The sequence below is a fragment of the Propionicimonas sp. T2.31MG-18 genome, from assembly GCF_964266745.1.
In the GTDB taxonomy this organism is placed as follows: Bacteria; Actinomycetota; Actinomycetes; order Propionibacteriales; family Propionibacteriaceae; genus Propionicimonas.
Map to the genome: position 1 here is coordinate 450,153 of NZ_CAXWGX010000012.1, position 19,177 is coordinate 469,329.

The window sequence follows — 19,177 nt, forward strand, 5'->3', positions numbered from 1 at the left end:
GTGGCGCGGAAGGGCAGGATGGTGCGGTGAACGAACCCACCCCAGATCGCGCCGGCGGATCCGGTCGCTCGAGCGCACCCCGCGGCCAGGGCAGCAGCCGGCCGCAGGGTGCAGGCGGCACGAGCCGCGCGCGCACGGGCCAGGGCCCGAAGTCCACCGGAGCCGCGAAGGGCGGCTCGTCGTCCAACAGGGACACGCGCGGCACGAGGCCCCCGTCGAAGGACTCCCGCGGCGACAAGCCGTACAGCAAGAGCCCGCGTGGTGACCGTCCCTACGACAAGGATTCCCGCGGCGACAAGCCGTACAGCAAGTCCCCGCGTGGTGACCGTCCCTACGACAAGGATTCCCGCGGCGACAAGCCGTACAGCAAGTCCCCGCGTGGTGACCGTCCCTACGACAAGGACTCCCGCGGCGACAAGCCGTACAGCAAGAGCCCGCGTGGTGACCGTCCCTACGACAAGGACTCCCGCGGCGACAAGCCGTACAGCAAGAGCCCGCGTGGTGACCGTCCCTACGACAAGGACACCCGCGGCGACAAGCCGTACGGTGGCCCGTCCCGCGGGCCCCGGTCGGCCGGTGGACGCCCCGACGCCGCCGGGTCGCGCTACGGTCGTGACGACCGGCGGCCGGGCGGTCCCGACGCGGGACGCGGACGTCGTGACGACCGCGTGCGCGAGGCTCCGCGTCCGGGGCTGGCCGCGAAGGCCAACGAGCCGGAGACCCCGAAGGGGCTCGACCTGCGGCAGCTGCCGCGCGGCGTTCGCGCCGAACTGCGGGGGCTGACCGCCGAGCTGGCAGAGATCGTCGGCGCCCACCTGCTCATGGCGGGCCGGCTGATCGACACCGATCCCGAGCTCGCCTACGCCCACGCCGAGGCCGCACGCCGCCGGGCCGCACGGTTGCCGATCACCCGGGAGGCCGCGGCAGAGACGGCCTACGCCGCGGGCGACTTCGCGACCGCCCTGACCGAGTTCCGCGCCCTGCGCCGGATGAGCGGCGGCAACGAGTACCTGCCGGCGATGGCCGACTGCGAGCGGGCCCTCGGCCGGTACCAGGCCGCGCTGAAGCTCGTCCGCGAAGGCCTTGCTGCCGAGCCCGACGCTGCCCAGCAGATCGAGCTTCGGCTCGTCGAGGCCGGGGTCCGCACCGACACCGGACAGGCCGCCGAGGCCCTGAGGCTGCTGAGGAACGAGATCGAGGTGATCGGCGCCCGTGGCACCAAGGTGGCCCGTGCGCGGCTCCGCTACGCCTACGCCGACCTGCTGGAGCGCATGGGCGACGACGAGCAGGCCGAGCGGTGGTTCGACGCGGTCGTCCGGCTCGACGTCGACGGCTCCACCGACGCGGTCGACCGCGTGGCGGCGATCCGCGGCATCGTGATCGACTTCGACGAGTCCGAGGACGAGTTCGACGAGGAGGGCGAGCCCGCGTCCGGCGAGGCGGAGCAGCCCGCCGATGCCGAGCCCGCGCCGCAGGACGGCGAGGCGCCCGCGGAATGACCGCGCTGATCGACGCCTACGACGCCGCGTTCTTCGACCTGGACGGGGTGATCTACCTCGGGCCGACGGCCGTCGCCGGTGCCGCGGAGTCGCTGGAGGAGCTCCAGCGTCGCGGCACGACGGTCATGTTCGTCACGAACAACGCCGCCCGTGCCGCCCAGGTGGTCATCGACCACCTCGTCGAGCTCGGCTTCCGGGCCGACGACCACAACGTCCTCACCAGCGCGCAGGTGGCGGTCGCCCAGATCGCACGCGAGCTCGCCCCCGGGTCGAGGGTGCTGGTGAACGGCAGCGAGAGCCTCGCCGACCTGGTCGCCGAGGCGGGCCTCGTGCCCGTGTCGAAGGCGTCGGACGAGCCGGTGGCCGTCGTGCAGGGCTACGACCCGGCGATGACCTGGCCGCGGCTGGACGAGGCGGCCCTCGCCATCCAGGCCGGGGCCACCTGGTACGCCACCAACAACGACGCCTCCCGTCCCACCGAGCGGGGCCTGGTGCCCGGCGCCGGCGGGGCGATCGCCGTGATCGCCGGCACGGTCGGCGGGCAGCCACGGATCTTCGGGAAGCCGTTCCGTCCCATGCTCGAGGAGGCGATGCGCCGCACCGGTGCCTCCCGTCCCGTGTTCGTCGGCGACCGGCTCGACACCGACATCGTCGGCGCGGCCAATGCCGGGATCGACTCCCTGATGGTCTTCACCGGCGCGCACGGCAAGGCCGACCTCGTGGGAGCCGGGGAGGGCGAGCGCCCCACCCACATCGGGGCCGACGTGCGCGCGCTGCTGGAGCCCCCGCGCACCGTGGACGTCGACGGCGGACGCGCGACCTGCCGCGGCCAGGTGGCCGTGGTCGAGGGCGGGTCCATCCGGCTCGACACCCGGCCCGACACCTCCGAGGGCCAGTTCGACGCGCTCTGGGCCATCGCCCGCCTCGTCTGGGCCGATCCGGCCCTGGACTGCACGGACGCCCTGGCCGGACTGGAACTCGTCCGCTGACCCGCCGGGTGCCCGGTATCCTTCCCGGGCCGAACCGAGAGGAGCCCGCCATGCCCGCTTCCGCCAAGACGACCCCCGCCACCGACCTCGCCCTGATCGCCGTGTTCGCAGCCCTGATCGCTGCGTTCTCGCTGACCCCCGCCATTCCGGTGGCCGGCGGGGTGCCGATCACGCTGCAGACGCTCGCCGTCGTGCTGGCCGGGCTGGTCCTCGGCCCCGTCCGTGGCTTCCTCGCCGCGCTCCTCTACGTGCTGGTGGGGATGGCCGGGCTGCCCGTGTTTGCCGGGGGTACCGGCGGACTCGGTGTGCTGATCAAGCCGTCGATCGGCTACCTCATCGCCTTCCCCCTCGGCGCGCTGGTCGCGGGTGCCCTGGCCCGGCTCTTCGTGGGATGGAAGGGTCCCAGGCAGTACCTGGGCTTCTTCCTCGCCGGCCTGGCCGCGTCCCTCGTGATCCACGCGCTGGGGATCGTGGGCCTCGTGGCGGTCGTCAAGCTGACGCCGGTGGCCGCGTTCGTGGCCGACCTCGCGTTCTGGCCCGGCGACCTGGTCAAGATGTTCGCCGCCGCTGCGGTCGCCGTCGCCGTCCACCGTGCCTTCCCCGCGCTGCTGGCCACCCGGCGGCCGGTCACGGCCTGAGCGTTGATCCAGCTCCTCGGCGCCGGCGTCACCGTCAGCCTGCCCGCCTCCGGCCCCGGCCGGACGCGCGTGCTGCTGCACCCGACGACCCTGGAGCTCTCCGAGCGACGCATCGCGGTCATCGGCGCGAACGGTTCGGGCAAGTCCACGCTGCTGCGGCTGCTCAACGGGCTCACGCTGCCGAGCACCGGGCAGGTGCGGGTGCACGATCTCGACACCGCACGCCAGGGACGCGAAGTGCGCCGACTGGTGGGCTTCGTGTTCACCGATCCGCTGGCCCAGCTCGTGCTGGCCACCCCTGCCGACGACGTCGAACTGTCGCTGCGGCCCCTCGTCCGTGACCGTGCCGAACGCCGGGCCGCCGCGCTCCGGCTGCTCGCCGACCGCGGGCTGTCCCACGTCGCGGAGCAGAGCGTGTACGACCTCTCCGGCGGCGAGCGGCAGCTCGTCGCACTGACGTCCGTGCTGGCCGCAGGCCCGCGCATCGTGGTGGCGGACGAGCCGACCACCCTGCTCGACCTGCGCAACCGCGATCTCGTGCGCGCAGCGCTCGCCGGGCTCGACCAGCAGGTGGTGCTGGCGACCCACGACCTCGACCTGGCGGCCGAGGCCGACCGCGTCCTCGTCATCGACGCCGGACGGGTGGTCGCCGACGGCGACCCGGCCGAGGCGATCGCCGCCTACGTGCGACTGGTGCGCGCATGAACCTGTTCCGCCTCTACGCGCCCGGCGACTCCTGGCTCCACCGGCTCGGGGTGGGCTGGAAGTACCTGGTGCTCCTGGCCCTCACCGTGCCGGCGCTCGCGGTCTCCGCGCCGGTGCCGAGCCTCACCGCCCTCGGCGTCTCGCTGGCCCTGCTCGCGTCCACCCGGGTCGGCGTGCGCACGGCGTGGGCGCTGCCGCTGGGGTTCTGGATCCTCGTCGCCGTGCTCGGCGGCTACCAGGTGCTGGTGGGCAGACCCGACCTCGGCGTCGTGGTGACCGCCAACCTCGCCACGGCCGTCTACGCCAGCAGGCTGCTCACCCTGACCACGCCGGGCCCGGTCCTGCTGGACGCGTTGGTGGCCGCGCTGCGGCCGTTCCGGCTGCTGGGCGTCGACGCCGAACGGGTGGGGCTGGCCATCGCGATCATGCTCCGCTCGGTGCCCCTGTTGCTGGACACGTTCGGCCAGGTCCGCCAGGCCGCCCGCGCCCGGGGACGCGAGCGGAACCTGTTCGCCCTGGTCACGCCCGTGGTCGTGCGTGCCGTCGGCCAGGCCCAGGCGACCGGGGCAGCGCTCGCCGCCCGGGGGCTGGGCGAGTCGTAGGATGTCGGCCGTGACCGAGCCCCAGACCCCCGCTGCCGAGCCGCCCGTCACCGGCGTCGCGGAGATCGACGACGCCCTGGCCGCCGTCCGGCTGGACGGGCCCGTCTCCGAGCACCACCAGCAGCTCTCGGCAGCGGTCGAGGTGCTCCAGCGGGCCCTGCGCTCCCCCCAGCAGTGAGGCTCGACCGCGCCCTGGTGGACGCCGGCCTTGCCCGGTCGCGAGGCCAGGCGAGCGAGGCGGTCCGGGCCGGACGTGTCACGGTGAACGGCGTCACCGCGACCCGGCCCGCACAGGACGTGACCATCCGGGACCGGGTGGAGGTCGCCGGCGCCGACCGCTACGTCTCCCGCGCCGCCCACAAGCTCGCCGGCGCCCTGGCCGCCTCCGGCGTGGTCGTCGGTGACCGCGTGCTGGACGCCGGCGCGTCGACCGGCGGGTTCACCCAGGTCCTCCTCGAGGCCGGCGCCCGCACCGTGTACGCCGTGGACGTGGGCCACGACCAGCTGGTGCCGGACCTGCGGGCGGACCCCCGCGTGGTGGTCAGGGAGCGGCTCAACCTGCGCGACCTCACCCTCGACCACCTGGACGGTCGCCCGGTCGACCTCGTCGTCGGCGACGTCTCGTTCATCTCGCTGCGGCTGCTGCTGGAGCCGCTGTTCGGCGTACTCGAAGAGCGCGGCGAGGCGCTGCTGCTGGTGAAGCCCCAGTTCGAGGTCGGCCGTGCCGGCCTGGACGACCGTGGCGTGGTCCGCAGCCCGGAATTGCGGGAGCGGGCTGTGTCGGACGTTGTGGCCGAGGCAGTGCGGCTTGGGCGCCGGCTGGCCTGGCGTGGGGAGAGCGGACTGGCGGGGGAGGCGGGGAACGTGGAGTACTTCGTCCATCTCGTCGGCGCCCGGCCGGATGGGGGTGGCGCGGGTTAGGGTGGGCGCGTGAACTCCCAGAGCCGGCGGGTCGCCGTCACCCTCCACCCCCTGCGTCCCGCCGCGCTGGAGGCCGCGGCAGAGTTCATCACCGGGATCAACGCCCGCGGCATCACCTGCCTGGCCGCCTCCGACGACTTCGCCGCCCTGTCGGCGCGGGTGCCCGGCGCCGACGTGCGCGAGCTCAACGGCGACGACGGGCGCGACTGCGAGCTGGTGGTCGTCTTCGGCGGCGACGGCAACATCCTCCGCGCCGCCGAGTGGGCGCTGCCCCGGCAGGTGCCGGTGCTCGGGGTGAACCTCGGCCACGTCGGCTTCCTCGCCGAACTCGAGTCCTCCCAGGTCGGTGCGCTGATCGAGCACGTGGCGCGGGGCGACTACGAGGTCGAGGAGCGCATGACGATCGACACCGTCGTGCGCGACGAACCCGGCGGTGCCGAGCTGTGGCGGTCGTTCGCCATCAACGAGGTGTCGGTCGAGAAGATGGCCAGGGAGCGGATGATCGAGGTGCTCGTCCGACTGGATGGGCGCCCTCTGTCCCGCTGGGCGACCGACGGGGTGCTGGTCGCCACCCCCACCGGCTCGACGGCCTACGCCTTCTCGGCCCGCGGCCCGGTGATCTGGCCCGACCTGTCGGCCCTGCTGCTGGTGCCCCTCAGCGCGCACGCGCTGTTCGCGAGCCCGCTCGTGCTCGGCCCCCGTACGGTCGTCACCATCGAGATGCTCCCCGGGGGCAGCCCCGGGGGGATCGTGTGGTGCGACGGGCGCCGCACGACCGACGTCGCCGGCGGCATGGAGATCGAGGCCACCGTGGGACGCGATCGCCTGCGGCTGGCCCGCACCTCCGAGCAGCCGTTCGTGAACCGCCTGGTGCGCAAGTTCGGCCTTCCGGTCGACGGCTGGCGCGGTGCCGCCGAGCGGGACGCGGCCCATGCTCGTTGAGCTGAGGATCGCCGACCTCGGCGTGATCGGCGACGCGACCATCGAACCAGGCCCCGGCTTCACCGCCGTGACCGGGGAAACCGGCGCGGGCAAGACCATGATCGTCACCGGGCTGGCGCTGCTGGCCGGCGCGAAGGCCGACCCGCGCCTGGTGCGCAACGGCGCCGGCCGCGCCCTCGTCGAGGGCCGCTGGCGGGTCGGGCCGGGGCAGGACGGGCCGCTGGCCGAGCTGGGGGCCGAACTGGAGGACGGCGAGGTGCTGGTGAGCCGCCAGCTGGGCGCCACCCGGTCGCGGATGGCGGTCGGCGGCGCACAGGTGCCCCTGGCGACGGGTGCGGCGCTGGTCGGGGAGTGGGTGACCGTGCACGGGCAGTCCGAACAGCTGCGGCTGGGCACGCCCGAGCGGCAGCGCGAGGTGCTCGACCGCTACGCCGCCGAGGCGCTGGCCGCCGAGCTCGAGCCGTACCGCGCCGACTTCGCGGCCCGGCGGGCAGCCGCCGCGGAGCTGGCCGAACTGACCACGCGCTCCCAGGAGCGGGCGCGTGAGCTCGACCTCCTCCGGTTCGGGCTGGACGAGATCGCGCGGGCCGACCCCCAGCCGGGGGAGGACCGTGCGCTGGCGGCGGAGGCCGTCCGGCTGCAGGCGGTGGACGACCTTCGCCAGGCCGCCCACGCCGCGCTCGTGGCGCTGGCGGGTGAGGAGGACGCCTTCGACGCCACCGACGCGCTGAGCCTCGCCGGTGCGGCCCGCAAGGCCCTCGCTCCGGCGGTGGAGAAGGACGCGGAACTCACACCGATCGCCGAGGAGCTGGCCGGGGCGGTGGCCGGGCTCGCGGACGTGGCGTCGTCGCTCGCGTCCTACGCCACCGGGCTGGACGCCGACCCGCTGCGGCTGGAGTGGATCGCCGGCCGTCGCGCCGAGCTCGCGCACCTGACGCGCAAGTACGGGGAGACCGTCGACGAGGTGCTCGCCTGGGCGCGGGACGCGGCCGTCCGCGTGACCCAGCTGGACGCCGGTGACGCGCGGGTCGGTGAGCTGCGGGCCACCGTGGCTGCCCTCGACGCGCGGCTGGCAGCGGGCGCGGCCAGGATCACCGCGCTCCGGGAGACCGCCGCCGCCGAACTGGCCCGCCTCGTCTCGGCGGAACTGACGGCCCTCGCCATGCCCAGGGCGCGGCTGTCCTTCGCGCTCAGCCCGGCCGAACTCGGCCCGCACGGCGCCGACCAGGTGAACCTGCTGTTCTCCGCCAATCCGGGCAGCGCTCCCGGCCCGCTCGGCAAGGTGGCCTCCGGGGGAGAACTCAGCCGGGTCAGGCTCGCGCTGGAGGTCGTCCTCGCCACCGAGGTGACCGGCCAGACCTTCGTCTTCGACGAGGTGGACGCAGGAGTCGGCGGCGCGGTCGCCCTCGAGATCGGACGGCGCCTCGCGCGGCTCGCCGAACGCTGCCAGGTGGTGGTGGTCACCCACCTCGCCCAGGTCGCCGCCTTCGCCGACCGTCACTACGTCGTGGCCAAGTCCGACGACGGCTCGGTGACCACGAGCGGGGTCCGGCTGGTCGAGGAGGAGGACCGGGTGGAGGTGCTCGCGCGCATGATGGGCGGACTCGACTCCAGCGACTCCAGCCTCGCCCACGCCCGCGAGCTGCTCGCGTCGGCGTCGGCGTCGGCGTGAGCCCGGCCCCGCGATGACATTCCGGTTACGCCGCGCGTCCCGCGGAGCGGCGATTTGCGTCGCCACGCTTGGGCAAAGCTAGGCTGGAGGCCCGTGGGGAACTCGACTCAGACCAAGCACGTATTCGTTACCGGGGGAGTCGTCTCCTCACTGGGCAAGGGATTGACCGCGTCCAGCCTGGGCAGCCTGCTCGTCGCTCGCGGATTGCGAGTCACGATGCAGAAGCTGGATCCGTATCTCAACGTGGATCCCGGCACCATGAACCCCTTTCAGCACGGTGAGGTCTTCGTCACCGAGGACGGGGCGGAGACCGATCTCGACATCGGCCACTACGAGCGCTTCCTGAACGTCCCGCTCAACGCAGAGGCCAACGTCACGACCGGCAAGGTGTACTCGCGGGTGATCGCCAAGGAACGCCGCGGCGACTTCCTGGGCGACACGGTGCAGGTCATCCCGCACATCACCAACGAGATCAAGGACGAGATGCTGGCCATGGCCGGCCCGGGCGTCGACGTGGTGATCCACGAGATCGGCGGCACGGTCGGCGACATCGAGTCGCTGCCGTTCCTCGAGGCCGCCCGCCAGGTGCGCCGCGAGGTGGGACGCGAGAACGCGTTCTTCCTGCACGTCTCCCTCGTGCCCTACATCGGCCCCTCCGGCGAGCTCAAGACCAAGCCCACCCAGCACTCGGTGGCCGCGCTGCGCCAGGTCGGCATCCAGCCGGACGCCATCGTCTGCCGAGCGAGCATGGACATCCCGACCGGCGTCAAGCGCAAGATCGCGCTGATGTGCGACGTCGACGAGGAGGCCGTGATCTCCTGCCCGGACGCACCGTCGATCTACGACATCCCCAAGGTCATCCACGGCGAGGGCCTGGACGCCTACGTCGTGCGCCGCCTGGGCGTCTCGTTCCGGGACGTGAACTGGACCAGCTGGGACGACCTCCTGGAGCGGGTGCACCACCCGAAGGAAGAGGTCACGATCGCGCTGGTCGGCAAGTACATCGACCTGCCCGACGCCTACCTGTCGGTGTCCGAGGCGCTGCGCGCCGGCGGGTTCGCGAACTGGGCGAAGGTGAAGATCCGCTGGGTCGCGTCCGACACCTGCGAGACTCCGGCCGGCGCGGCAGAGAACCTCGGTGACGTGGACGGCATCTGCGTGCCCGGCGGCTTCGGCATCCGCGGCGTGGAGGGCAAGCTCGGCGCCCTGCGCTACGCCCGCGAGAACCAGGTGCCGACGCTCGGCCTGTGCCTCGGCCTGCAGTGCATGGTCATCGAGGCCGCCCGGAACATGCTCGGCCTGGCCGATGCCGCGTCCACCGAGTTCGAGCCCGAGACCCACGCCCCGGTGATCGCCACCATGGCCGAGCAGGTGGCCATCGTCTCCGGCCAGGGCGACATGGGTGCCACCATGCGCCTGGGTGCCTACGCGGCCGACCTCGTGCCCGGCTCCGTCGTGGCCCAGCAGTACGGGACGACCCGGGTCAGCGAGCGCCACCGCCACCGCTACGAGGTGAACAACACCTACCGCGACGAGCTCGCGGCACACGGGCTGGCCATCTCCGGCACCAGCCCGGACGGCAACCTGGTGGAGTTCGTCGAGCTCGACCGCGACCTGCACCCCTACTACGTGGGCACGCAGGCCCACCCCGAGCTGAAGTCCCGTCCCACCCAGCCGCACCCGCTGTTCAGCGGCCTGATCCAGGCGGCGCTGCGACGCAAGCTGTCGGCGCGCCTCCCCGAGGGCGAGGAGTAGGACGGTGGCCCGCCAGCTGGCCCGCGACGAGGTGACCGACGTCCCGATGGCGTGGCCGCTGGCCGGGCACCGGGTCCTCGGCCAGGGCGCGGTGTCGGACTTCGTGAACGACACGGTCGTGACCCCGGACGGAGGCCGGATGGAGCGGCAGTACCTGCTGCACCCCGGCGCGGTCGGCGTGGTCGCGTGGGACGCCGCCGACCGGATCGCCGTCGTGCGCCAGTACCGGCACCCCGTCGGGTTCCAGCTCGTCGAGCCCCCGGCCGGCCTGCTCGACGCCGACGGCGAGAGCTGGGTGGCGGCCGCGGAGCGGGAGCTCGCGGAGGAGGTCGGGCTGCGCGCCGGCCGCTGGCAGGTGCTGGTCGACCTGTTCACCACTCCCGGCGCCAACCAGGAGTCGCTGCGCGTGTACCTGGCCCGCGACCTGTCCGAGGCCCCCGCGCCGGAGGGCTTCGTCGCCCACCACGAGGAGGCCGACATGGAGGTGTGCTGGGCGGCTCGGGCCGATCTGGTGGACGCTGTGCTCGCCGGCCGCCTGCAGAACCCGACCATGGTGTCCGGCGTGCTCGCCCTGGAGGTGGCCCGGCTGTCCGGGCGGCTGGACGACCTGCGCCCCGCCCACGCCGACTGGCCCGCCCGCGCGGCCCGGGAGGCCCACAACGCGACGGTGGCCGGGCTCGATGGCCACGCCGGTTGAGCGTCTGGTCCGTGGCTACCTCGACCACCTGACGGTCGAGCGCGGCGCGTCGGTGCACACGGTGGCCGCCTATCGCCGCGACCTGGCCCGCTACACCGCCTTCCTCGCCGCCCGCGGGATCGACGACCCCGCTGCGGTCACCGACGCGGACGTGTCGGCGTTCCTCGCCGCCGTCCAGGCTCCACGGGACGGCAGCGCGCCGCTGTCGGTCTCCAGCGCCACCCGCGCGCTGGTCGCCGTCCGCTCGCTGCACGCCTTCGCCGCCGCGGAGGGGCTCACGCCCACCGACCCGGCCGCGGTCGTGCGTCCCCCCAGGGCCGGTCGGGCGCTGCCGAAGGCACTAGACCTCGCCGGCGTCCAGGCGCTGCTGGACACCCCGGACACCACCACGCCGATGGGCCTGCGCGACGCCGCGCTGCTGGAGCTCCTGTACGGCACCGGTGCGCGCGTCTCCGAGGTGCTCGACCTCGACGTGGACGACCTGGCCGGGCTGGTGGCCGATCCGGATGCCGGGGTGCGGCTGTTCGGCAAGGGGCGCAAGGAGCGGCTGGTGCCGGTCGGTTCGTACGCCCGGCGGGCGGTGGAGGCCTGGCTGGTGCGCGGGCGGCCGTCGTTCGCCCAGGCCTCGTCCCGGCCCAGCCCGGCCCTGCTGCTGAACAGCAGGGGGCAGCGGCTGAGCAGGCAGAGTGCCTACAACGTGCTGCGGAAGGCCGGCGAGGCCGCGCACCTCCCGGTGGAGGTGTCCCCGCACACGCTGCGCCACTCCTTCGCGACGCACCTGCTCGACGGCGGAGCCGACGTCCGGGTGGTGCAGGAACTGCTGGGCCACGCCTCGGTGACCACGACCCAGATCTACACGCTGGTGACCGTGGAGCACCTGCGCGAGGTCTTCCTCGCCGTCCACCCCCGCGCGCGCTGACGCGCGCCTACCGTGGAGGCATGGTCACCCGCCGCACGCTGCTGCTGGGGGCGATCGCCCCGCTCGCGGGCTGCGGCACGCTCCGGCCACCCGGCGCCGCGGGTCCGCCCCCGGCCACGATCGGGGCGCGCAGGGACGGCTGGCGGACGACGGTGATGAGCTTCAACGTGCTGACCCCCACCCGGGGCGCGGCGGACTTCGACCCGTCCGTTCCCGACGACGAGGTGCGGCTGGCCGCCCGGGTCCCGGTGATGGCCGCCTGGATCGAGAAGGCGCAGCCGGACGTGATCGGGGTGCAGGAGAACGAGGCGTCGAGCGCCGCAGCCCTCCCGCTGCCGCCCCTTCTGGACCGCCTGCCGGGCTTCACCCCCGTCCACGCCGATCTCGACGTGCCGCTGCTGGTGCGCGACAGCGCCTACGCCGTGGCCTCGGCCGACGCGGCCGACATCAGCCAGGGCTACTACGCCCGTCACCTGGCGTGGGCCCGGCTGACGTCGCGGGCGACCGGACGGTCGCTGCTGGTGGCCAACACCCACCTCGACCCGTACCAGCGGCCGGAAATGGCCCGGGCGCGGGCGGCAGGGGCCAGCCGGATCGTCTCCCTGCTCACGGCGCTCAATCCCGGCTGGCAGGTGCCGACCGTGCTGGTCGGGGACCTGAACACCAGGCCGCGGGACCCGCGCCCGGAGTACGCGGCCGCGCTGCGGACCATCGGCTCCGCGGGCCTGCGGGACGCCGCGGACGTAGCGCGGGCCGACACCAGCCGGGTGCCCGGCGCCGCGTCCGTCAACGGGCTCGGCGCGCGCGTCGGCGGGCGCTGGCGGTACCGGGCGATCCGCACCGACGGGCTCCGCTACGACTACGTGTTCGTCTCGCCGGGACTGGGGGTGCCGACGTGGCAGGTCGTCACCGGCCCGAACGTCCGCCGGATCGACGGCCGTCCGTTCTTCGCCGACGGGCCGCTGCCGTCCGACCACTGCCCGGTGCAGGCGGAAGTGGTCGTCCCCGCACGGTGAGCGTTCCCCGGCGGACACGCCGGCCGGGAATCTCCGGCCCGAGCAGACTTGTCGACATTTTGGGGGCTAGGGTGGGGCCCGTGAGCAACACCGACACCCCTGCGCTGATCGACCCGGAACCGATGCTGACCGGGGATGACCTGGGCCCCACGGGGCGTCCGCTGCCCGACCTGCCCGAGCCCGTTGCGCCCGACCCGTCCAAGCCCAAGCGCGCGCTCATCATCGCGATGTGCAACCAGAAGGGCGGGGTCGGCAAGACGACCACCACGATCAACCTCGGCGCGGCACTGGCCGAGACGGGCAGGAAGGTGCTGCTCGTCGACTTCGACCCGCAGGGCTCCCTCTCGGTGGGCCTCGGGGTGAACCCGCACACGCTCGACACCAGCATCTACGACCTGCTGCTCAACAAGCACACGGCTGTGGAGGACGTGATCGCCCGCACCGTGGTCGACGGCCTCGACCTGCTGCCGTCCAACATCGACCTGTCCGCCGCGGAGGTGCAGCTGGTCTCCGAGGTCGCCCGCGAGCAGACCCTGCGCCGGGTGCTCACCAAGGTGCGGCACAGCTACGACGTCATCCTGATCGACTGTGCGCCGTCGCTGGGCCTGCTCACCGTCAACGCGCTGACCGCCGCGGACAAGGTGCTCATGCCGCTGGAGTGCGAGTTCTTCGCCCTGCGCGGCATCGCGCTGCTCACCGACACCATCGACAAGGTGCAGGACCGGCTCAATCCCGAACTGGAGATCCTCGGCATCCTCGGCACGATGTACGACGCGCGCACCCTGCACAGCCGCGAGGTGCTCGAGCGGGTCGTGCAGGCGTTCGGGGACACCGTCTTCCACACCGTCATCCGGCGCACCATCAAGTTCCCGGAGACCACGGTGGCCGGCGAGCCGATCACCACCTACGCCACGACCTCGCCCGGGGCCGCGGCCTACCGGATGCTGGCCAGGGAGGTGCTCGCCCGATGCCCCGGCGCGTAGGACTGCCGGGCGCTGCCGAACTGTTCCGGCCGACCACTGCGCCCGACACCGAGGCGCCGGAGGAGGGCGCGGAGCCGGGTCTCCCGTCGGGCCGGGTGCGGCACGAGGAGAAGATCACCGTCTATGTGAGCAGCGACGAGCTGCTCGCGCTCGAGCAGGCCCGGCTGACCTTGCGCGCACAGTACGGCGTGGCCGTGGACCGCGGCCGGATCGTTCGCACCGCCATCGGGCTGGCCATGGCGGACCTGGCGGCCCGTGGGGGCGACTCGGACCTCGTCCGCGGCCTGCGGCAGCCGTGAGCCCGCTGCCCACGGAGGAGTTCACCGTCCACCTGACGAACTTCTCCGGACCGTTCGACCTGCTGCTCCAGCTGATCTCCAAGCACAAGCTGGACGTCACGGAAGTCGCCCTGTCGAAGGTGACCGACGAGTTCGTCGCTCACATCAAGGCGATGCAGGCCAGCACGGGGAGCCAGTGGTGGGACCTCGACCAGACCAGCTCGTTCCTCGTGGTGGCCGCCACGCTGCTCGACCTGAAAGCCGCCCGCCTCCTGCCGCAGGGGGAGGTGGAGGACGCGGAGGACCTGGCCCTGCTCGAGGCGCGCGACCTGCTCTTCGCCCGGCTGCTGCAGTACCGCGCGTTCAAGCTCGTCAGCGGGTGGCTGGCCACCACGCTCGAGGTGCAGGCCCGACGCCACCCGCGCCCGGGGGGACTCGAGGAGCGGTTCGCCGCGCTCCTGCCCGACGTCGTGCTGGACGGCTTCGCCGACGTCATCGCCGTGTTCGCCGGCCGCGCGCTGACCCCCAAGGCCCCGCCCCAGGTGTCGCTCGAACACCTCCACGCCCCCCTGGTGTCGGTGCGGGAGCAGGCGGAGGAGATCGTACGGCGGCTGCGCGCGCACCCGGCCATCACCTTCCGCGCTCTCACCGCGGACGCCGCCGACCGCCTGGTGGTTGTCGCCCGCTTCCTCGCGCTGCTGGAGCTGTTCCGCGAGAAGGCCGTCGCCTTCGAGCAGCTCACCCCGCTCGGCGAGCTCACCATCCGGTGGCTCGGGGCGGAGGTGGACGCCGAGGCGATCGGCGCAGAATTCGACCAGGCACCGACACCGGAGGAGACCGCATGACAGCAACGGACGAGGCCGGTTCGCCCATCTCCGGCGCCGTGGAGGCGCTGCTGCTGATGGCCACCGAGCCGGTGCCGGCCACCGAGCTCGCCGAGGCCGTCGACGCGCCCGTCGCGGAGGTCGAGGCGTGCCTGGCGGAGCTCGCGGGCTTCTACGACCGCACCGGCCGCGGCTTCGAGCTGCGCCGGGTCGGCAACGGCTGGCGCTACTACACGCGCGACGAGCACGCCGACGTGATCGGCCGCTGGCTGCTCGAGGGGCAGCGGGGGACGCTGAGCCAGGCCGCGCTGGAGACGCTGGCCGTGGTGGCCTACCTCCAGCCGATCTCGCGCGGCCGGGTGTCGGCCGTCCGCGGCGTGAACGTCGACGGCGTGATGCGGACGCTCGCCACGCGCGACCTGATCGAGGAGGTCGGCCGCGACGGCGAGACGGGCGCCCGCCTGTTCGGCACCACCTCCCACTTCCTGGAACGGATGGGCATGACCAGCCTCGACCAGTTGCCGCCGCTGGCCCCCCACCTGCCCGACGCCTCCGCGCTGGAGGCGGAACTGGCGAGCCTCGCCGAAAGCGGGCTGCGCGACGCCGCACCCGTCCCGACGGCGGAGGTGGCCGAGTGAGCACCGAAGAGGGCATCCGCCTGCAGAAGGTCCTTGCCCAGGCCGGCGTGGCCTCGCGGCGGGCCGCGGAGGACCTGATCGCGCGGCGGCGCGTGGAGGTCAACGGCGAGGTGGTCCGCGAGCAGGGCCTGCGGGTCGACCCGGCACGCGACGTCATCCGGGTGGACGGCAAGCGCATCCCGCCGCAGCGCCAGCACCAGTACGTGGTGCTCAACAAGCCCCGCGGCGTCGTCTCCACCATGGACGATCCGCACGGGCGCCGCACGGTGGCCGACTTCCTCGGCGGTCGGGGACGACTGTTCCACGTCGGCCGCCTGGACGCCGACACGGAAGGCCTCCTGCTGCTCACCAACGACGGCGACTTCGCCCAGCGCATGGCGCACCCGTCCTTCGAGGTGCCCAAGACCTACGTCGCAGAGGTGGCCGGCCAGGTGACGGAGGCCACCCTGAAGCGGCTCCGCGACGGTGTCACGCTCGAGGACGGACCGGTGAGCGCCGACCGCACCAAGCTGATGCAGCGCCTGGAGGACCGCAGCCTGGTGCGCGTCACCCTGCACTCGGGGCGCAACCGGGTGGTCCGCCGGATGTTCGAGGAGGTCGGCCACCCGGTCCGCAAGCTGTCGCGCATCGCCATCGGCCCGGTCCGGCTCGGCGACCTGAAGTCGGGCGCCGTCCGCGACCTCACCCGGGAGGAACTCGGGGCGCTGCTCGACCTGGTGAAGCTGTAGCGGCCGTGGACCGCGTCCTGGGCGTCGAGACCGAGTACGGGCTGAGCGCCCGCAGCGGCGGGCGCCGGCTGAGCGCGCCGGAGGCCGCGGAGCTGCTGTTCCGTCCACTGGTCGCCCGGCATCGCTCCGCCAACGCCTTCCTCGCCAACGGCGGGCGGCTCTACCTCGACGTGGGCGCCCACCCCGAGTACGCGACCCCCGAGTGCCGGACCCCGCGCCAGGTGCTCGCGGCCGAGCGGGCAGGGGACGAGCTCGTCGCCGGCCTGGCCGCGCAGGCGCGGGAACTGGCGGCGTCCACCGGGACGCCGGTGTCCTTCCGGCTGTTCAAGAACAACGTGGACAGCGTCGGCAACTCCTACGGCTGCCACGAGAACTACCTGGTCGGCCGGGACCTGGAACTGGCGGGGGCCGTGGACCTGCTGACGGCCTTCCTGGTGACCAGGCCCGTCACCTGTGGTGCCGGCCGGTGGCAGCGGGGGACGTTCCGGATCAGCCAGCGCGCCGCGCACCTCCACGGTGGGCTCTCCGCGCTCACCACGCGCTCGCGACCGCTGGTGAACACCAGGGACGAGCCGCTGGCCGATCCGGCCCGGTTCCGGCGGCTGCACGTCCTGGCCGGGGACTCCAACCTCCTGGAGCCCTCGGCCTGGCTGAAGGTGGGCACGATGCTGGCCGTCCTCGAACTCGTCGACCGGCCGGGCGGTCCCGATGCCCGGCTGGAGGCATTGCGGCTGGCCGACCCGCTGGCCGCCCTGCGGCAGGTGGCGGACGACCCGCTGGCCCGCCTCGAGCTGGCCGACGGGCGGCAGCTGAGCGCTGTGGAGGTGCAGCGGGCCCACCTGGAACTCGCCGGCGACCACGCCGAGCCGGCCCTGGCCGCGCTCTGGGCGCGCGTCCTTGACGCCGTCGGTGCCGGTGAGGAGGAGACGGTCGCCGGCGAGGTGGAGTGGGTGGCCAAGCGCCGGCTCCTCACCGCCTTCCGCCGTCGGCACGGCGAGGAGGCGACCGAGGGCCGGCTGGCACAGCTCGACCTCGCCTTCCACGAGCTCGGTGGGACCTTCCGCGTCCTGGAGGCCGGGGGCGCCGTCACCCGGCTGACCACCCCGGAGGAGGTCGCCGCGGCGCGTGTGGCACCTCCGCCGGACACTCGGGCCGCCGCCCGCGCGGCCGTCGTGGCCGCAGCGGAGAATGCGTCCGTGCGTGCCACGGTGGACTGGCAGTCCTGCACCGTCCACGACCTGGCCGGTGCCGACGGGCGTCCCGCTGACCGGACGCTCGGACTGCCGGACCCCCTCGACCCGGTCCCCGCCGGCCTGGACGACCTGCTGGCGGCCCTCGCGGACGCGCCGCCCACCGGCTCCTGACACCGTGGCCCCGCCGGGGCACGGCCGTACCGGCGGGTTCGGGCCGGTGGGCACAGCCGGGTTCGGTATCCTCTCGGGGTGCCTAACGCCCGCCTGATCCCCGTCGTCGCCGGACTGCTCCTGCTCACCGCCTGCGGCAGCCCGTCCGCCACCCCCTCCACCTCGACGAGCCCGTCGGCGTCGACCTCGGCGACGCCGAGCGCGTCCCCGACGCCGAGCTCGACCGTCAAGGCGCAGAACTCGCTCGACGGCATCACGGTGAAGGGCGCGATCGGCAAGAAGCCGACGGTCACCTTCGACAAGCCGTTCGCCATCGACCAGACCCGGGTGGAGGTGCTGGTCAAGGGCTCCGGCCCGAAGGCGAGCGCGGACGGCTCGGTGACGATGGACTACTACGGCGTCAACGGCCGCGACGGCAAGAACTTCGACGAGTCGTTCTCCGGGACGCCCGCGACCTTCCCGCTGAACCAGGTGATCGCGGGCTTCGGCAAGGGCCTCACCGGCCAGCAGGCCGGCAGCCGGGTGCTGATCGCGATCCCCGGCGCCGACGGCTACGACGCCATGGGCGGCAACGAGGCCGCGGGGATCACCGTGGGCGACACCCTGATCTTCGTGGTCGACGTGCTGGCGGTCTCCGTGACCGAACCGTCGGGCAAGGTCGTCGAGCCCCCGGCCGGCCTGCCCAAGGTCACCGGTGGTGCCGCGGACAAGCCCACGGTGACGATCCCCTCCGGCAGCGCGCCGACGTCGATGTCGGCGGTGGCGCTGATCGAGGGCACTGGTGCGAAGGTCGCCAAGGGCGACACCATCACCGCCCGCTACGTCGGCTACTCCTGGAAGACCGGGAAGCTGATCGACGACGGCTTCGCGACCCCGACCAGCGGCGCGCTCTCCGGGCTCATCCCGGGCTGGCAGTCCGGCCTGCTCGGCAAGAAGGTCGGTTCGCGGGTCCTGCTCGTCCTGCCCCCGGCCGACGGCTTCCCCAAGGGGAGCAACAACCCGCCGGTCGAGGCCGGCGACACCGTCGTCTACGTGATCGACCTCCTGTTCACCCAGGCCGCCTGACCGTCCGGCCGGGGCTCAGGCCACCACCCAGGGCTCGCGGGGGAGTGCCGCCGGGTCGAACCGGCGCAGCAGCTCCGCAGGGGTCACGGGTTCGTCCTGCGCGGCCAGCCCGAGGGAGGCCGCGAGCCGGGTGAGCACCTGTCCCGCGGTGACGCCGCGCGCGGCGAGGTCGGCCATGGTCACCGCGCCGTCCCGCTTGGCCAGTCGCCGGCCCTCGGAGTTCACCGCGAGCGGCACGTGGGCGTAGGCCGGTGGCTCCCCGCCCAGGCGGACGGCCAGCCACGCCTGACGGGGAGAGGACGACAGCAGGTCGTCGCCACGGCACACCTGGTCGACAGCCATGGCCAGGTCGTCCACCACGACCGCCAGGTTGTAGGCGGGGACGCCGTCGTTGCGCACCAGGACGAAGTCGTCGACGACGCCGGTGACCTCTCCGGCCCAGACGTCGTGGACCGTCCACGATGCGCCGCCGGCGCGGACCCGCAGCGCGGGCCGTCGGGTCGCCGCCAGTTCGGCGCGGCGGGACGCGGACAGCCGCAGGCAGGTGCCCGGGTAGGGCCGGTGGCCGTCGCCGTGGGGGGCGGAGGCCGCCTCGGCGATCTCGCGGCGGGTGCAGTAGCAGGGGTAGGTCTCCAGGCCGGCGACGGCCGTCGCGTAGGCGTCGAGGCGCCGCGACTGCCACACGACCTCCCCGTCGGTGTCGAGGCCGAGCGCCGCGATGTCGGCGAGCTGGCGCCGGGCGACGTCACCGGCCGCGGCCACCCGGGTGGTGTCGAGGTCCTCGATCCGCAGCCGGAAGGCGCGTCCGCTGCCCCGGGCGAGCAGCCAGGCGACCAGGGCGGTCCGCAGGTTGCCCAGGTGCAGGTCGGAGGTGGGGCTGGGTGCGAACCTGCCTGCCACGACCCCTCCTTCGCCGGGCGCGGAAGTGTGCCCGTCCCCACA

At 73.7% G+C, this 19,177-nt stretch carries 21 protein-coding genes; 20 read left to right on the forward strand and 1 reads right to left on the reverse strand.

The features are described 5' to 3' along the window. Positions 1-26 precede the first annotated feature (26 nt). The 20 genes from ACFQQJ_RS07085 to ACFQQJ_RS07180 all read left to right on the forward strand — a co-directional run bounded on the left by ACFQQJ_RS07085 (position 27) and on the right by ACFQQJ_RS07180 (position 18,235). The gene (locus ACFQQJ_RS07085; RefSeq protein ID WP_377105278.1) at positions 27-1,499 is read left to right on the forward strand and encodes a hypothetical protein; all 1,473 of its coding nucleotides are present in this window, start codon (positions 27-29) and stop codon (positions 1,497-1,499) included. After that, positions 1,496-2,488: an HAD-IIA family hydrolase gene (locus ACFQQJ_RS07090; protein ID WP_377105279.1), complete on the forward strand. Its 993-nt coding sequence runs from the start codon at positions 1,496-1,498 to the stop codon at positions 2,486-2,488. Before ACFQQJ_RS07085 ends, ACFQQJ_RS07090 begins: the two co-directional genes overlap by 4 nt. A gap of 50 nt (positions 2,489-2,538) precedes the next feature. Beyond that, on the forward strand, positions 2,539-3,126 hold the full coding sequence (locus tag ACFQQJ_RS07095; protein WP_377105280.1) for a biotin transporter BioY: 588 nt from the start codon (positions 2,539-2,541) through the stop codon (positions 3,124-3,126). Positions 3,127-3,129: 3 nt separating this feature from the next. Next, a complete protein-coding gene (locus ACFQQJ_RS07100) occupies positions 3,130-3,831 on the forward strand; it encodes an energy-coupling factor ABC transporter ATP-binding protein (RefSeq protein WP_377105281.1) in 702 nt (233 codons plus the stop codon). Further along, positions 3,828-4,433: an energy-coupling factor transporter transmembrane component T family protein gene (locus tag ACFQQJ_RS07105; protein ID WP_377105282.1), complete on the forward strand. Its 606-nt coding sequence runs from the start codon at positions 3,828-3,830 to the stop codon at positions 4,431-4,433. The genes ACFQQJ_RS07100 and ACFQQJ_RS07105 overlap by 4 nt, the downstream gene beginning before the upstream one ends. Positions 4,434-4,443: 10 nt before the next feature. Next, entirely contained in the window at positions 4,444-4,611 is a 168-nt protein-coding gene (locus tag ACFQQJ_RS07110; RefSeq protein ID WP_377105283.1) for a hypothetical protein, read from the forward strand. Next, positions 4,608-5,354: a TlyA family RNA methyltransferase gene (locus ACFQQJ_RS07115; protein ID WP_377105284.1), complete on the forward strand. Its 747-nt coding sequence runs from the start codon at positions 4,608-4,610 to the stop codon at positions 5,352-5,354. The genes ACFQQJ_RS07110 and ACFQQJ_RS07115 overlap by 4 nt, the downstream gene beginning before the upstream one ends. A 9-nt stretch (positions 5,355-5,363) precedes the next feature. Next, on the forward strand, positions 5,364-6,296 hold the full coding sequence (locus ACFQQJ_RS07120; RefSeq protein WP_377105285.1) for an NAD kinase: 933 nt from the start codon (positions 5,364-5,366) through the stop codon (positions 6,294-6,296). After that, positions 6,286-7,968 (forward strand): DNA repair protein RecN, encoded by a 1,683-nt coding sequence (gene recN / locus ACFQQJ_RS07125; protein WP_377105286.1) that lies wholly within the window; start codon positions 6,286-6,288, stop codon positions 7,966-7,968. The genes ACFQQJ_RS07120 and recN overlap by 11 nt, the downstream gene beginning before the upstream one ends. A 93-nt stretch (positions 7,969-8,061) precedes the next feature. After that, positions 8,062-9,723, forward strand: a complete 1,662-nt coding sequence (locus ACFQQJ_RS07130) for a CTP synthase (protein WP_377105287.1) — start codon at positions 8,062-8,064, stop codon at positions 9,721-9,723. A 46-nt stretch (positions 9,724-9,769) separates the two neighbouring features. Beyond that, the gene (locus ACFQQJ_RS07135; protein WP_377105505.1) at positions 9,770-10,420 is read left to right on the forward strand and encodes an NUDIX domain-containing protein; all 651 of its coding nucleotides are present in this window, start codon (positions 9,770-9,772) and stop codon (positions 10,418-10,420) included. Continuing rightward, complete coding sequence (locus ACFQQJ_RS07140; RefSeq protein ID WP_377105288.1) at positions 10,404-11,339, forward strand: site-specific tyrosine recombinase XerD; 936 nt, start codon at positions 10,404-10,406, stop codon at positions 11,337-11,339. The genes ACFQQJ_RS07135 and ACFQQJ_RS07140 overlap by 17 nt, the downstream gene beginning before the upstream one ends. A 20-nt stretch (positions 11,340-11,359) precedes the next feature. After that, positions 11,360-12,355 (forward strand): endonuclease/exonuclease/phosphatase family protein, encoded by a 996-nt coding sequence (locus ACFQQJ_RS07145; RefSeq protein WP_377105289.1) that lies wholly within the window; start codon positions 11,360-11,362, stop codon positions 12,353-12,355. Between the two features lie 122 nt (positions 12,356-12,477). Next, on the forward strand, positions 12,478-13,338 hold the full coding sequence (locus ACFQQJ_RS07150) for a ParA family protein (RefSeq protein WP_377105507.1): 861 nt from the start codon (positions 12,478-12,480) through the stop codon (positions 13,336-13,338). Next, complete coding sequence (locus tag ACFQQJ_RS07155; protein ID WP_377105290.1) at positions 13,323-13,637, forward strand: hypothetical protein; 315 nt, start codon at positions 13,323-13,325, stop codon at positions 13,635-13,637. The genes ACFQQJ_RS07150 and ACFQQJ_RS07155 overlap by 16 nt, the downstream gene beginning before the upstream one ends. Next, positions 13,634-14,461 carry a segregation and condensation protein A gene (locus ACFQQJ_RS07160; protein ID WP_377105291.1) on the forward strand — a complete coding sequence of 276 codons (828 nt, stop codon included), beginning with the start codon at positions 13,634-13,636 and terminating at the stop codon, positions 14,459-14,461. Before ACFQQJ_RS07155 ends, ACFQQJ_RS07160 begins: the two co-directional genes overlap by 4 nt. Next, positions 14,458-15,078 (forward strand): SMC-Scp complex subunit ScpB, encoded by a 621-nt coding sequence (scpB, locus tag ACFQQJ_RS07165; RefSeq protein ID WP_377105292.1) that lies wholly within the window; start codon positions 14,458-14,460, stop codon positions 15,076-15,078. The genes ACFQQJ_RS07160 and scpB overlap by 4 nt, the downstream gene beginning before the upstream one ends. Continuing rightward, a complete protein-coding gene (locus ACFQQJ_RS07170) occupies positions 15,075-15,806 on the forward strand; it encodes a pseudouridine synthase (RefSeq protein WP_377105293.1) in 732 nt (243 codons plus the stop codon). The genes scpB and ACFQQJ_RS07170 overlap by 4 nt, the downstream gene beginning before the upstream one ends. Positions 15,807-15,811: 5 nt before the next feature. Then, positions 15,812-17,170: a proteasome accessory factor PafA2 family protein gene (locus tag ACFQQJ_RS07175; protein WP_377105294.1), complete on the forward strand. Its 1,359-nt coding sequence runs from the start codon at positions 15,812-15,814 to the stop codon at positions 17,168-17,170. Between the two features lie 78 nt (positions 17,171-17,248). Then, entirely contained in the window at positions 17,249-18,235 is a 987-nt protein-coding gene (locus ACFQQJ_RS07180; protein ID WP_377105295.1) for an FKBP-type peptidyl-prolyl cis-trans isomerase, read from the forward strand. Positions 18,236-18,250: 15 nt separating this feature from the next. Here ACFQQJ_RS07180 and gluQRS read toward each other — a convergent pair whose 3' ends face one another. Beyond that, positions 18,251-19,135, reverse strand: coding sequence for a tRNA glutamyl-Q(34) synthetase GluQRS (gene gluQRS / locus ACFQQJ_RS07185; protein ID WP_377105296.1), 885 nt, complete (start codon positions 19,133-19,135; stop codon positions 18,251-18,253). Positions 19,136-19,177 lie beyond the last annotated feature (42 nt).

Excerpts from the sequence above, each read along its gene's own strand:
- scpB (WP_377105292.1), top strand. The coding sequence starts at position 14,458 with ATGACAGCAACGGACGAGGCCGGTTCGCCCATCTCCGGCGCCGTGGAG.
- ACFQQJ_RS07150 (WP_377105507.1), top strand. The coding sequence starts at position 12,478 with ATGCTGACCGGGGATGACCTGGGCCCCACGGGGCGTCCGCTGCCCGAC.
- ACFQQJ_RS07135 (WP_377105505.1), top strand. The coding sequence starts at position 9,770 with ATGGCGTGGCCGCTGGCCGGGCACCGGGTCCTCGGCCAGGGCGCGGTG.
- ACFQQJ_RS07105 (WP_377105282.1), top strand. The coding sequence starts at position 3,828 with ATGAACCTGTTCCGCCTCTACGCGCCCGGCGACTCCTGGCTCCACCGG.
- ACFQQJ_RS07140 (WP_377105288.1), top strand. The coding sequence starts at position 10,404 with ATGGCCACGCCGGTTGAGCGTCTGGTCCGTGGCTACCTCGACCACCTG.
- ACFQQJ_RS07145 (WP_377105289.1), top strand. The coding sequence starts at position 11,360 with ATGGTCACCCGCCGCACGCTGCTGCTGGGGGCGATCGCCCCGCTCGCG.
- recN (WP_377105286.1), top strand. The coding sequence starts at position 6,286 with ATGCTCGTTGAGCTGAGGATCGCCGACCTCGGCGTGATCGGCGACGCG.
- ACFQQJ_RS07095 (WP_377105280.1), top strand. The coding sequence starts at position 2,539 with ATGCCCGCTTCCGCCAAGACGACCCCCGCCACCGACCTCGCCCTGATC.
- ACFQQJ_RS07090 (WP_377105279.1), top strand. The coding sequence starts at position 1,496 with ATGACCGCGCTGATCGACGCCTACGACGCCGCGTTCTTCGACCTGGAC.
- ACFQQJ_RS07155 (WP_377105290.1), top strand. The coding sequence starts at position 13,323 with ATGCCCCGGCGCGTAGGACTGCCGGGCGCTGCCGAACTGTTCCGGCCG.